The sequence below is a fragment of the Methylomonas sp. HYX-M1 genome (assembly GCF_040741385.1).
Lineage (GTDB): Bacteria > Pseudomonadota > Gammaproteobacteria > Methylococcales > Methylomonadaceae > Methylomonas > Methylomonas rhizoryzae.
In genome coordinates, this window is the sequence record NZ_CP160405.1 from 4,036,906 (window position 1) to 4,050,675 (window position 13,770).

The following is a 13,770-nucleotide window of genomic DNA, read 5'->3' on the forward strand; positions in this document are numbered from 1 at the left end:
ATAAACATGTCAGAGGTGATTAAACAAGCCGCCGAATCGCTGTTTCACCAAGAGTTGCAAACTCTACGCGAGCAGGATAAAGGTCCCAAGCCTGCCGGCTGGCAATTGTCCGGGCAGGCCGTGAGGGACTTCGTAATCGGCAACGCGGCATTGGGCATTAGCCAGAAGTTTTACGGCGACGACGCCTTGGTCGAGCGGGCCATCGTTACCTTGATGGGTCATCAGGCCTTGCTGTTGGTGGGCGAACCGGGCACCGCCAAATCGTTGTTGTCGGAACTGTTGAGCGCGGCGATCAGCGGCGACTCGCAAAAAATCGTGCAAGGCACCGCCGGCACGACCGAAGAACACATCAAATATTCCTGGAATTACGCCTTGCTGCTGTCTCGCGGCCCCAGCGACGATGCGCTGATTCCCGGCGCAATTTATCGCGCCATGCAAAGCGGCTCGCTGGCGCGCTTCGAAGAGGTCACCCGTTGTCCGCAGGAAATCCAGGATGCGCTGATTTCGCTATTGTCGGAAAAGCAAGTCATGCTGCCGGAATTGCACCGCGTCACGGCCGCCAAACCCGGTTTCAATCTGATCGCCACCGCCAATCTGCACGACCGCGGCGTCAACGAAATGTCGAGCGCATTGAAGCGGCGCTTCAATTTCGAAACCGTTTACCCGATTCGCGACGTGGAACTGGAAAAACGCCTGATTCGCCAGCAAGTTGCCGAAAAACTGTCGCGCCTGTCGTTGCAACCGGCGATGGACAACGATGTGCTGGAAGTACTGGTCACCGCCTTCGACGAATTGCGCGGCGAAAAGCAGGCCGCCGTCAAAGCGCTGGATGCGGTGCTGTCGACCGCCGAAGCCGTCAATATCGCCTATGCCTGCTGCCTGCAAAACCACTACATGGGCAGCCGGCCGTGCAGCTCGCAAGTTGCCGAACAAATGCAAGGCAGCATCCTGAAAGACAAACCGGACGAGCGGAAAAAGCTGGCACATTATCTGGACGTCGTAGTGCGCGACCGCGCCAAAAAAGACGGACGTTGGAAAGGTTTTTTCGAGGCGGGCAGAAAGCTCTGGCTAGGCGGCTAACAACCTGACAAGCATCGCCGCCGGTACCGCATACAGCCATGCTCCAAGACACGCTTACCCCGCAGCTCCAAGCCGCCCGCGCTAAATTCGCCGGCGACGACGGCATTTTTTGGGCGCCGATCCGCCACCATAGCCCCGCTTGCAGCATTTATTTAAGGCAATTGCTGGACAGCGTGCAGCCGGACGCGGTATTGATCGAAGGCGCGGTGGATTTCAATCGCCAGCTCGAAACGCTGTTGGACGCGCAGACCGTACCACCGGTGGCCCTGTACGGCCAAAACAGTTTTTACCCTTTGTACGACACCAGCCCCGAATGGGTCGCGTTGCGCTGGGGCCGACAACACAACAAAAGTCTCTATTTTATCGACTTACCGATAGCCGACAAGGCCTGGCAGCGGGAAGACCGGGAACACGGCGGCATCAGCTTTCTGCACGAAGCGTATTTGCAGCACAGCGAGTTCATCCGCAAACTGGTGCAAACGACGCGCTGCCGCCATGGCGACGAGTTATGGGAGCGTTGGTTCGAGCTAAGACGCTTCGACGACCCGGCACAATTTTTCGGCCGGGTTTTCGATTATTGCACCGCCGCCCGTTTGACCTACAGCGAGCAAGCCATCGCCGATTCCGGCGATGGCGCGCGGGAACGCTTCATGCGCGGCGAAATCGCCCGCCATGCCGGGAAAGGTCAACGTTGCGTGGTGGTAACCGGCGGTTTCCACACCTATGCTTTGCTCGATTGGCAAAACGCGCCGTCCCACAAACCGCAGCAGGCAAGCCCTAGTTGGCTGGTCCGCTACAGCGAGGATCGTCTCGACGCCTTAAGCGGTTACAGCGCGGGCATGCCGGTGCCCGGGTTTTACCGGCGCTTGTTGCAGTGGCGCTCTGACTTGCCGGAATACGGTGTCGCGGAGGAATTACTATTGCAAGTGCTTGCCGACCTTCACCAACATCCCTTATTTCGGCAACAGATGAATACCGCCGCGAAGCAGGCGGTGTTTTACCAAGCGATGCAGTTGCAGCAATTGCGCGGCCATGCCTGGCCGGGCTTGTACGACATCCTGGACGGCCTGCGCAGCGTGCTGATCAAACACGACGCAGCCGGCGACGAGCCTTTATTGAAACAGGCGTGCAGCTTGCTGGCCGGCGACCGACTGGGGCAAGTCAGCAGCGCTTTGCCGCCCTTGCCGTTAGTCGACGAAGTCTATCGCCTGTTGAAGCGCGCCCGTTTCAAACTGGAGCAGACCACCAAAGTCACCACCACCTTCACTATCCGGCAACGCGACAACGAGCGCTTGGCGCTGTTATATCAATGCCGGTTTATCGGTCTGGGCTTTGCCGAAAAAACCGCCGGGCCCGACTGGGAGCATGGCCTGCATCTGCATTTGCGCAGCGAAGAATGGCAGTATGCCTGGACTCCGTGGGTGGAAGCCCGGTTAGTCGATTTGAGCCTCACCGCGCCGGATTGGCAAAGCTTGTTGAATCAGCGTATCCAAGAACAATTAGCCGAATTGCGCGATCTGAGCCTCGCCGAACACCAGAAGTTTTTCGTGCAACTGCTGCTGATGAAGCGTTTGGACTTGGCTCATGAGCTGTGGCGGCAAATCGGACAGCAGTTGAACGATTGCAGCGATTGCGGGCAATTGGCGGAGTTTTTACTGTTATTGCTGCGCCTGCGCCAACACCAAAACGAGTTGTTCGAGCACTACGCCGAGCCGATCCGCCGGGTAGTCAAGCAAGCCTGGCAACAGCTGATGTTTATGCTGCCGGCGCTCAACTCGCTGCCAACTTCGGCGGGATTGCGCTTATTGCTGCAAATCCGGGAAATCACCCGCGAATGCGCCGAAGCACTGACCGACGACTGGCAAAATGCCTGGCAGGCGCGCCTGCATTGGCTGGAACAATACGGCGAATTGAGCGTCGCTTTGCGCTATGCCTGTCTCGCCTTGCTGACGGAACTGGGCGACGGCGGCCCGGCGGAATTGTGCGCGGCGCTGGGCAAACTGTTCGACTACGCCCCGGAGGCCGCTTACCAGGCGGTCAACGCGGTGATCACTGTAACGCCGCACTATTTGCTGCACGACGATGCGCTCGGATTACCGGCCTTGCTCAACCGCCTACTGGCCGGCTGGGACGAAGAACGCTTTATGTCGGCCTTGCCGGAACTGCGTTTGTTGTTCAGCCATCTCGACCCGGCAGCGGTCGAAAAGCTCGGCGATACACTGTGCGAATTGAACGGCTGGCAGGCGGCACCACCGTTGTTCAATGCCGACGTGGACGAACACTTGCTGCTGCAGGCCCGCCACTTGCAGCAACAACTCGCCGCGCAACTTAAAGCCGACGGCCTCGAACATTGGCTGGAACCAGATGAGTGAAGCTCATTAAGGCATGGCAATCGCCCCGACAAACGAATGCTTCCACCATGATTTTCAGAATAAGGAGAGACGGCATGACTAGCAGTTTGGAACAACGTTGGCGTTTGGTACTCGGCCGTTTTGCCAACAAACATTTGTGCTCGGTGCCGTTAAGCCGGCAACAGAGCCAACAAGACCAAGTGTTGGAGCAACTCTATAAAAAACAATTGGAACGCCGCGGTCTGCGGACGTCCGGCACACTGGACGATTCCCAACTGCAGGTGGTCGATTGGCTGCATCGGGCCGACCGTTTGTTTCCGAAAACCGTGCGGGAAAAAATTCAGGACCATGCGGTGCGCGAATTCGGCATCAAGGAATTGTTGAAAAACAAGGATTGCCTCGGCAACCTGACGCCCAACCTGGCTTTGCTGAAACAGTTGCTGGCGGTACGTGCCGAGCTAAGCCCCGAGTTGATGCAGGAAGTCAGGCGCATCATCCAAACCGTGGTCGACGAATTGCTGCAGCAACTGCAACCGAAATTCAACCAAACCTTCAGCGGCCGATTGAACCGCCACCAAAGTTCGCCGCAACCGCTGTTGGCCAATCTGGATTGGCCCAAAACCATCCGCCGCAATCTCAAGTATTACGACCGGCAACGGCAGTGCTTGCTGCCGCAAACCATCTATTTCAGCTCCCGTAGCCAAAAGCATTTGCCGTGGCGGGTCATTTTATGCCTGGACCAAAGCGGATCGATGATGGATTCGGTGATTTACAGTGCGGTGATCGCCGGGATTTTGGCGCGATTGCCGTGCGTCGATCTGAAACTGGTGTTGTTCGATACCAATGTCGTCGATTTGTCCGCCAAGGCGCACGATCCGGTGGAAGTATTGTTGTCCGGCCAAATGTGCGGCGGCACCCATATCGCCAAGGCGTGGAGCTACTGCCAGCAATTGGCCGAGCAACCAAGGCGCACCGTCATCGCCACGGTCAGCGATTTCGAAGAAGGCGCTTCGCCCGCCGCATTGTTGCGACAAGCGGCACAGATGCTGGAAAGCGGTATCAAAATGCTCGGCATTACCGCGATGGCGGCCGATGCGGCCCCGTTTTACGACATCGCGATGACCGCTAAACTTGGGCAATTAGGCATGGAGATCGCATCGCTCAGCCCGGACGTGTTTGCCGATTGGCTGGCCAAAGCCATGGAGTTATAGCGTGTTCGGTATCGAGCAATTGGAAATTCTCAGCAGTCCCGGCTTGGTACGGCGCGCAACGAAATCGCTGGAGAAAACCAAGGTCGAATGGACGGCCAAGGAAAGCGATGCCTGGCAATTCGATTTCGAAAGCCAGCAAGGCAAAATTTTGCCGGCGCGCATCGAACAGAGCGTTTGCAACTGTCCGGCAACCGGCCTATGCAAACATATCGTCGCGGCGGCCATTGACTATCTCAACCACCACCAAGCGCAAAGTTTTACGCCACCCGCTTTGGACCACCCCCAATTGTTCGACAGCGCCGGCAAAGCCGCTTGCCGCCAAGCGTACCGGCTGTGGCAAAGCGGGGCTTGGCCGCAGGCCGAAATCCGCATCGCCGAGCGTCATGTCGAAGTCAGTTGGCTGCAGCAAAAAGCCGTCATTCGCCAAGGCGAAGGACTGGATGCGGTGCTGTGCGAATCCGGCGCGGCCAGCGAACGCTTGATCGCCGCACTGCTTTACCAACCGCCGTCCGCCTGGCCCGACTGGCTGGAGCGGGAACAGCAAGCGGCGCAAAGCGAATACCGACAACAGCGCGAACAATTATGCGGACAAGTCAAAACGCAAACCTGCATTCTGCTGCAAACCGGCGTCAGAAACCTGCAACCCGCCAACCTGAGCGAATTGACGAGTCTGGTACCCCAGCTGAAAAACGGCGGCGAACCGCGCTTGGGCAATGCCGTGCTGGCATTGCATGAATGGGTCGAGCGCCGCAGCCAAGCGCAAGGTTTGGACCCGAGCGCAGCGATATTGCGGCAACTAGCCTTAATCTATGCGTGGGCCGATTCGACGCTGCCGGCGGCTGAGCAGGAGGAGCGGCACGCAACGGAGTTGTATTTACTGTGTCTCGGCGGCCATCAATGGCGCACGGTGAGCGGTGCCTTGGGATTGAATATGCTGTTTCTGAGCGACGACGGGCGGATTTTTAGCGCGAGTCTGGCGCGTAGCGGCAAAGGCCGGGGTTTCAGCATTGCCGAAGCCTGGAAAAACTGCAGTTTATGGTCCGGCGCACCGCTCAACCGAGATTTGCCGGGCCGCTATCTGCGCTTGCACGCGGCGACCTACAATCCGCGTAACGGCCTCAGTTTAAGCCAAAAGACCGAAGCCAAACCAAGCGATGAGGCCTTTGAATGGGTCTATACCCAAGACTGGATGCAGTTAACCGAGTTACCGGAATACGGTTACGCACTGCTCAAAGTCGAGCGTTGCCTAGCGTGCGAGTTCGACGAAACCCGGCAGCAGTTGCTGCTGCAACTGGTCAACGATAGAAGCCAGCGGCTATTGGTCCGGCAAACCTATAGCGAAGGCATGTCCGAACGCTTAGTCAACCTACAAAGCCTGAAAAATGCCCGGGACTTTCATCTGGTGATTCGCCATGTCATCGCCGACCACAGTCATCAATTCGAAGCGCTATGCGTTTACCGGGATCAGTGGCAATCACTCGATTTTCAAAAGCCGGAAAAGCACCGCCTGGACCTGTTAACGCGTTTGCTCGGCCGCTTCAAAAACCGGCCGCTCGAACAAACCGCCGAGCCGCCGCTGGCGGAACTCTGCCGCAGCGCGTTGGAAACCTTGCAGGATTACCCCCATTGCTCGGCAACCCGCCTCGACGCCTCGCAGGCACAATTCGCCGCTTTGGGGTTAGACCTATTGCAACAGAAACTAACGATCGGCCGGCAACAACCGGAAGCCGTATTACAGCTAGTCTATTTACTCACGCTGGCTTATCACTCGGCAAACGGATGGCCGGTGGCCGAAGCAAGCTAATTGGGCTGCTAAGCCGGAACCGCCGAAATAGGTCGTGCCGCACATGTGCCGCCACACTTGGATAGCGAGCGGCGGTTGGTGCGCCCCATCGCACCACCGGTTTTCACCGCGCCCACGAGCCGAAAGCCGTCAACCTTTACGGCGCGTCCTACCGCGGTCCGGAAGAGAGATGAAGAACTATCGCGGCAATAGAGGGGCGCCACCCGATTCAGCGGAAAAGCCGAAGCAAAAACGACGGCTAACGAAATTTATAAACAGACTTCGGTTTTGACCGTCAACGACAACTTTTGCGCAATTCCGGGGCTTGCAGTCGCGCACCGCGCCGAGCGGAACCAAGCAATGCTCAAGCCGGCAGCAAATAGCCAGACGGCAGGCGGTAGGGGTATCGGGGCGGTGGAGTAGGTCAGATTATCGACAATCAATCCGTCACCGCTTTGGCCATGAAACTGGATTTTGTCGACCCATCCGGCGTAGCCCGATGCCAACCAATATATCCCCAGTGGTTGATTGGCACTGTCTAACGGAGAGCTGTAGACCTGTTGCCCCTGATAGAACAGCGAAAAACTGATGTTGGTATCCGATCCCCAATAGTTGTAATACATGCCTTGGAAAATCACCGGACCATGGTCGAACGTCAGCTCGCCGGCATGGCTATGCAACCGATTCTCGCCCAATTCCGGCGCGTGCGCTTCGAACTCCGAATAACTCGACACCTGGGCGTACATCGACTCCCAACCCGACAAACCGCCGTAGCCGTCGACCAGATCCCAGTCGGAAATGCCTTCGAAATCGACCACAGTCGCCGCCGCATTGGCCGGACCGTTGCTAAGCGACACCGCTAACAAAGCGGCTATAAATGATTTTTTCATACGCTCTTCTCTAATAACTTCGGACACATTGCCGGCTTAAATCGTCGCTTCGGCTTTATCGCTCTTAGCTGGACCGGCAGCTGCCCGCCGCCCCGCGATCGAACAGTTGGGCATGCGCAGCCGGAGCCGTCGTGGCGGCGTCACTCAATTTAAGCTTCATATAGCCCGTCGGAAACGGAAACAAGCAAAAATCGGCTGCGGTTTTGCGAGGCATTATCAGCACCGGCCCCGGACAGTGAAACCCTACCGTAGTGGGGTTAGGATAGACGTTGGAATCTGTTAAGATGCAAACCATTTACATCTAAAGACTGCCATCCGAAAACAGGAAGCCTGCAGTATCCATATGACTTATCGAGATAAGCGCGGACACTTTGATGCCATTATTTTTTGGAAAGCATAATTGTAAAATTCCGCCATATGTCAATAGACTCATATGGATACATTATTAACCAGCTGCGGCATGCAGGATTTAGGCTGTATGTATCCAGCCACTAGCAGCTCTGCCGCGGACTGAATGTTTAGCCCCGCTGTCGATTCCCAAGGGAGCATTAACGTGAAATATTCGGCATGGGCAGCGGTTGTGGACGACCATCCGCTGGTTGCGCACGGCATCGCCGATTATTTGGTCACTCATTGCGGTTTTTCCCGCGCCGCCCCCATATCCGGCGTCGGCGAATTTTGGCGATTGCTGGAAACCGGCCAGCCGCCGGCGTTAGCCGTGATCGATTTCTGGTTGCCGGACGGCATTTCGTTACCGCTGCTGTTGCAGCTAAAACAATCCCACCCGGCCATACGGGTACTGGCGATCAGCGCCGACGACGACCGGGCCGTCGCCGGCAAAGTCGCCTCCGCAGGCGCGGACGGTTTCATCCACAAGCAAGCGGCCCCTAGTGTCTTTGCCAAAGCGGTTGAGGCAGTCATGGCCGGGGATTCCTGGTTCCACCCGCAGGCGGCCGGATTTGCGCCGACTCGGGAGCTGCCGGTTACGGCCGCCGAGCTGGGTTTAACCCCACGCCAGGGCCAGGTGCTGGCGATGATGCTGAAAGGTCTGCCCAACAAACGCATCGCTCTGAACCTGTCGCTGTCCGAACATACCGTCAAGGAACACGTCACCGGCATATTGGAGCGGTTGGGCGCGAAAAACCGAATCGAAGTGATCACAATGCTGCGCGGGCGACGGCTGGAAAATCCATGACCTCCCAATCGGCCCAGACAGATTCGGCCGGCACTCGCTTGCATTTTGAGGATCTGACGCCGGAAGGCCAGGCCAGCCTGTTGGATATGACCCACAATCGGCTAGTGTTCGGCATTACCATCATTCCTTTCGTCGGCATGCCGTTCGTCTATTGGAAATACCAGTTGGATCAAAATGCCTGGGGGCTGCTGGTTTGGACGTTGGCATATCTCGTGGCACTGGCAGCAGTACGCCTTCAATTTCGCCACTACCAACGTGACCGTTATCACCTTAGCACCCCTGAAGCGATTGGAAAATGGATGCCGGTCATTTTGCGCATGGCCTTGGCCCATGGCCTGGGGTTAATGGCGTTGGCAGCCGTGATAGCCGGCCGGGTACCGTTCGAATTTGCCCTGCTGCTGTATATGAGCCTGGCGGCGATTATGGCCGCCAATGCCACGCACCAGTCGCCGCTGTTCAGTGCCTTCAAACGATTTTTTTATGCCGGTTGGGGCGGATGCACGCTGCTGACGCCGTGGGCTTTCCCCGAGCATTGGCATTTGGTCATGCCCTTGTGCGCCAGTTACATCGTCTCCATCCACCGCCACTCGTCGATTGCCCACCGCTTCTTCCTGCAACAGGTCAAGCTGGAGGAAAACAGCAAACGCCTGGCCGAAGATTACCGGCTCGCCAAGGAACAAGCCGAAGCGGCGCTCCGCGCTAAAAACCAATTCCTCACCACCGCCGCCCACGACTTACGGCAACCCGTGCATGCGATGGGCTTTCTGATCGAATCGATCTCGCACCGCAACCAAGACCCGGCATTGCGTCCGGCCTTGCAGGACTTGCGGCAAAGCGTGCAATCGGTGACCCAAATGTTCAACTCCCTGCTCGACTTATCCAAAATCGAACTCGGCGTCCAACCGGTGCAACTGCAAGCGGTGGCCGTCGACCCGCTGATGGCCGACATTGCTACCTTGTTCCGGGAAGAAGCGGCGGCCCGCAACATCCAATTACGGATACGCACCAGCGGCGGCAAGGCCTTAGTCAACGCCGATCCGTTGCTGCTAAAACAATCGATGGTCAATCTGATGCAGAACGCCTTGCGCTACACCCGGCAAGGCGGGGTACTGATGACAATAAGACGCCGCGCCGGCCAATGGCAATTCGAAGTCTGGGACACCGGTGTCGGTATCGCTGAAGCCGACCTGCAGCGCGTGTATTCGCCGTTCTTCCGCCCCGAGCACGCCTGGCGCATCGACAATGCCGGCCACGGTCTGGGCTTGGCTGTGGTCGCCCGCTGTGCCGACCTGATGGGCATCAGCCAAGGCTTGAGTTCGCGCCGGGGATCGGGCTCCCGTTTCTGGTTACGGCTGCCGGCGGCCGATGTTGGCGAACGCCGCGCCGAATTATGCAACGCGTCCTTTGTAACGGCCAAGCGCCCTATTCGGCTGCACGGCCGCTGCTTGATCGTGGACGACGAACCGCAAGTACGCAGCGCCTGGCAGGCGCTGCTCGATACCTGGGGCATCAACGCGGTCTGCGCCGGGTCGGCCTCCGAGGCATTGGCCGCGCTGGAAACAGGATTCGAACCGCAGGCAATTTTTTGCGACCAGCGCCTGCGCTCCGGGGAAAGCGGCTTTGAATTACTACAAGCCCTGCTGGAGCGCTGCCCGGAAGCCGCCGGCGCGATGATCAGCGGCGAGTTCGACTCACCGGCACTGGCGCAAGCCGAGCAGGAAGGCTATCTGCTGCTGCACAAGCCGCTGAACCCGGACGCTCTGCATACCTTGCTCAGCCGGCTATTACCGCCGGAGCCTTGATAAAAGATGAAGTAAGCACACCGTCGCCGTCTCGTTGCCGAAAAATGGCATCAATCTTGACTGATACCCGCAACCTTGCCATTGAAATCCGCAGTGTGCGATGAATATTTCGAATATAAAGCCAAGTCTTGCCGCCCACCGGATCACTAGCGAAAAAACTGCACCGCCCGCTACCGGCATTACCCGCAGCGCTACCGACTCCGAGCGGAACCCGGCACGCAAAACCGTCGATATGCAACGTCTCGCTGAACGAAATCGATGCGCTGATCAAGTCCGGCGTCGACGGCTTGCTGGACGTGGAGCCCTATATTCCCACTGCGCTTACCCACCAATCGGCGGCACAGGAAATCGGTGACATTAGCTACCTCTGTCCACATTGCCCCTTCTCGCCGTGCACTAACCGAAATTCGCTGTCCAGCCTTCATTATTAGAAGCGGAGATTGACAATCGGCACCACTAATTGGCCCCCTGCAAAGGTTTGATCGGCACGCCCGTGCGCAAGAGCGACACCACAGGCAGCGCGGGATGGAGCTCAGGCCATCACCTGTTGATAAAACCCGGTCAGTCGGTCGATATTGTTATGCATTTGCAACTCTTCTCGGGCAGCCACAACATTTTTTTTCAATCGGGCAATATCGGTTACTGCAACGATCTCTGGAATAAGATCCAGCTCATCCGGCCCGATAATCACACCAATATCATATTCTTTAACTATATTGCACACAGCCGAAAATCGCTCGCTTACCAATACCGGCAACCCTGCCTCTAAGTAATTAAATAACTTAGTCGGGATGAGATGTTTAAAGTGCAAATCTCCCGCATATGTACCACAAAAATCGTAAACCATAAGACCAATATCATAAGCGGAAATTATTTGATTGATATACTGCGGCATATCGCCGGCATAAAAATTGAATCTATCACTACTTTTGGCCATATCCATATAATCAGGATACAATCGTTTATACTCGGACTCCGGCGCCAATAACGGATTATTATAAATATCAAGATAACATCCGCTATCGATGAGGCTTTTTACTAAATTGAGCAGCTGCGAGTCGCCGAATAACTCATGAGGCCGGTTATTCGTCAACGGTGGAATACCTCCGACGAACACAAGACGTTTTTGCTGATTAGATTGATTAGATATATAAAAAAAATCTTTTAACGGCAAAGCCGGAAACGCTAAATGTTTATCGCGCAATCCTTGGGAGTCGCGCTTGACTAGGGGTTCGCGATAAGTTTCATCGCCGTTGAAAATAACGCCATCGGAATGATGAACTATGTAATATTCGCAAGCCAGCTGCACGGCATGATTCTCCAGGACATTATCGCCCCATGCCTGTTTCAAAGAATTAGGAAACTTACTAAATAAAGATTCCGGCAGATAAAACGACTGACTGTCCATCATCTCGATAATCTGCTTACAGCGCGTGGATTTATACATGTCTATAATAACAGGGATGTGGTATCTAAATAACCAGCCTTGGGTATGCAATAGCACATCTTCGTCGAATTTGTTTAAAAACAACAAAAAACTCAACAAGTCGGTGTAAATAACCTCATCGAAAAAACCCGCTTGGTGTTGGGCCATCGAGCAATCAAACACCAACGCGATCGTCCGATAGCCCTTGTCGCGTAAAACCTTACTCATACGCAGTTGATTGAAATATACCTTTTTCGCCGTAAAAACCACGACCGGCCGATCTGCCGCAATACAACCCGTAAGTTTTTCGGTCAAATCTCGCCGATGTTCCGCCAGAAACCCTAAATAAAATTCACCGAAACGTTGATTGGAAAAAATTTGATCGGCTACGATAAGATCGCTATGACATTTATCGCCGGCTGACGCTTCCGAGTCGGAGTTTCCGTCCGATTTAATCACTTCGTAGCCGTGAGCTGATAACGCCGACGTTAATCCCGCACAAAATTCCGACGCGGAATTTACCAATAAACGTGCCTTATGCTTTAAACGCTCTGGATCGTAAGCTTGCAAACTAAGCTGTATGGCATGGGCATTAATGCTTTCTTCCTTTAAAAAATCCGGCACTCGGTCCGCTAGTACCCGTTGAGCCATTACATTTTTTAGCTCAAGCGCCGCATGCGACACACTAAAAACATCATCAAACAATTTGCTCGTTCTCATAACGTCATTCTATGTTGCAGCTCGGCATCGCCACATTGGCGAATAAATGCTCGAATAATCGAATCGACGGTCTGTTCGGAAACATGATGCGTTGAACCGTCTTCCGCCCCGAACGCATCGCCACGATATCCACCGACCCACCGTACCACTTCGAACGAAGGCCAATAATAAATACCGGGAATTCGCTCGCGCATCAGCTGGTCCGCGGCAATTCTCAACACCGATTTCGAAACGCAATCGGCGACAATGGGCGAATCGTATTCGAAAGTTACCGCTAGCGGCACCGGTGAGACCGTAATGACAATAGTAACGGCGGGTGATAATCGCCTGACAAGCGCCACCATGGCTTTTAAGTTATTTAAGTTTTCGTCCACTGTTGTAGTTCGAAAGTGATATTTCGCGGCAAACAAGCGCATATTGATCTGACTGGCTTTAGGCAAAACGAATTCGCCGCTTTCCAGTTCGAAAAACGCCGGAGCCACGCCTAAGGTAATAATCAACAATTGCGCTTTGGCAATTTTTTCGCGGTAACTTTCGGCCGGCTGATCGAAAATTTCGGCAAGCCGATGCCCGAGTTTATCGGAAATCGTTTCGCCAGCAACCCAACGCAAATAAGCTAAATTGGCAAACGTACTGTTTATATACTCGCCAAACGTAATATTTTCTGCATCGACGTCAAATTTGCGTAGCACTCTGGCAATATTGCCGGCAAAACAGGAACCGAAGGTACATATTTTCGATTGGCCATTAAACAAGTTGGTCGGCGCAACTCCCTGTAACACATGCTTTCCGATACATTGATCTAAATCTGCAAAATCGCTCAGCTTAGCGGGCCAGCGGGCAATGTTTACTTTTTGTTTATGTTCGCTAAGAATGGCCTCTATATCGTGCAAATCATTTTGGATTTCCCGATCTTCCGGCGCCAAGGCCGAAGCCGCACGCAACTCGCGTTGCGCGCTTTTCAGATCACCCTCGATCAAATGCTCGTGCGCTAGAAACTGACGCGCCACGTAATGTCCCGGATCTAAGCGAATCGCCTCGCGAAACCAGTGGTCGCAACCGCCCTTGCCTTGCATGCGTACCGCCAATCCCAAGTGGAAAAACGCAAAAGCAGATCCACAACCTAACGAAATTGCCCGGGATATATGCTGTTCGGCACAGACCCCGTCGGAGATTTTTTGAGTATCCCTCTGCAAATAGTACACTCCCAATTTCAAGTGTAATTGCGCATCGTTCGGCTGCTCCGCCACCAATGCAGTGCACTGGGCAATTTTATCTTCGATCGCGGCGTTTACGGTCATTCGTAGTGCTT

Annotated in this window: 10 protein-coding genes; 7 read left to right on the forward strand and 3 right to left on the reverse strand. The window is 55.1% G+C overall.

The window, feature by feature from the left end:
- Positions 1 to 6 precede the first annotated feature (6 nt).
- The 4 genes from AB0A83_RS18235 to AB0A83_RS18250 all read left to right on the forward strand — a co-directional run bounded on the left by AB0A83_RS18235 (position 7) and on the right by AB0A83_RS18250 (position 6,446).
- Entirely contained in the window at positions 7 to 1,080 is a 1,074-nt protein-coding gene (locus AB0A83_RS18235) for an AAA family ATPase (protein WP_150050879.1), read from the forward strand.
- Positions 1,081 to 1,118: 38 nt separating this feature from the next.
- A complete protein-coding gene (locus AB0A83_RS18240; protein WP_367154904.1) occupies positions 1,119 to 3,452 on the forward strand; it encodes a DUF5682 family protein in 2,334 nt (777 codons plus the stop codon).
- A gap of 74 nt (positions 3,453 to 3,526) precedes the next feature.
- Positions 3,527 to 4,642 carry a VWA domain-containing protein gene (locus AB0A83_RS18245; RefSeq protein WP_367154905.1) on the forward strand — a complete coding sequence of 372 codons (1,116 nt, stop codon included), beginning with the start codon at positions 3,527 to 3,529 and terminating at the stop codon, positions 4,640 to 4,642.
- Between the two features lies 1 nt (position 4,643).
- The gene (locus AB0A83_RS18250; protein WP_367154906.1) at positions 4,644 to 6,446 is read left to right on the forward strand and encodes a hypothetical protein; all 1,803 of its coding nucleotides are present in this window, start codon (positions 4,644 to 4,646) and stop codon (positions 6,444 to 6,446) included.
- A gap of 248 nt (positions 6,447 to 6,694) precedes the next feature.
- On the opposite strand, the gene AB0A83_RS18255 is transcribed toward AB0A83_RS18250, so the two are convergent.
- Complete coding sequence (locus tag AB0A83_RS18255; RefSeq protein WP_150050887.1) at positions 6,695 to 7,315, reverse strand: hypothetical protein; 621 nt, start codon at positions 7,313 to 7,315, stop codon at positions 6,695 to 6,697.
- 553 nt (positions 7,316 to 7,868) lie between these two features.
- Here AB0A83_RS18255 and AB0A83_RS18260 point away from each other — a divergent pair.
- The 3 genes from AB0A83_RS18260 (at position 7,869) to AB0A83_RS18270 (ending at position 10,743) form a co-directional block, all read left to right on the forward strand.
- Positions 7,869 to 8,510, forward strand: coding sequence for a LuxR C-terminal-related transcriptional regulator (locus AB0A83_RS18260; protein WP_367154907.1), 642 nt, complete (start codon positions 7,869 to 7,871; stop codon positions 8,508 to 8,510).
- Positions 8,507 to 10,312: a hybrid sensor histidine kinase/response regulator gene (locus AB0A83_RS18265; RefSeq protein WP_150050892.1), complete on the forward strand. Its 1,806-nt coding sequence runs from the start codon at positions 8,507 to 8,509 to the stop codon at positions 10,310 to 10,312. The genes AB0A83_RS18260 and AB0A83_RS18265 overlap by 4 nt, the downstream gene beginning before the upstream one ends.
- A gap of 128 nt (positions 10,313 to 10,440) precedes the next feature.
- The gene (locus tag AB0A83_RS18270; RefSeq protein WP_367154908.1) at positions 10,441 to 10,743 is read left to right on the forward strand and encodes a hypothetical protein; all 303 of its coding nucleotides are present in this window, start codon (positions 10,441 to 10,443) and stop codon (positions 10,741 to 10,743) included.
- A gap of 101 nt (positions 10,744 to 10,844) precedes the next feature.
- On the opposite strand, the gene AB0A83_RS18275 is transcribed toward AB0A83_RS18270, so the two are convergent.
- Both AB0A83_RS18275 and AB0A83_RS18280 read right to left on the reverse strand, forming a co-directional pair.
- Positions 10,845 to 12,458: a hypothetical protein gene (locus AB0A83_RS18275; protein WP_367154909.1), complete on the reverse strand. Its 1,614-nt coding sequence runs from the start codon at positions 12,456 to 12,458 to the stop codon at positions 10,845 to 10,847.
- Positions 12,455 to 13,759, reverse strand: coding sequence for a GSCFA domain-containing protein (locus AB0A83_RS18280; RefSeq protein WP_150050897.1), 1,305 nt, complete (start codon positions 13,757 to 13,759; stop codon positions 12,455 to 12,457). The genes AB0A83_RS18275 and AB0A83_RS18280 overlap by 4 nt, the downstream gene beginning before the upstream one ends.
- Between the last annotated feature and the right edge of the window lie 11 nt (positions 13,760 to 13,770).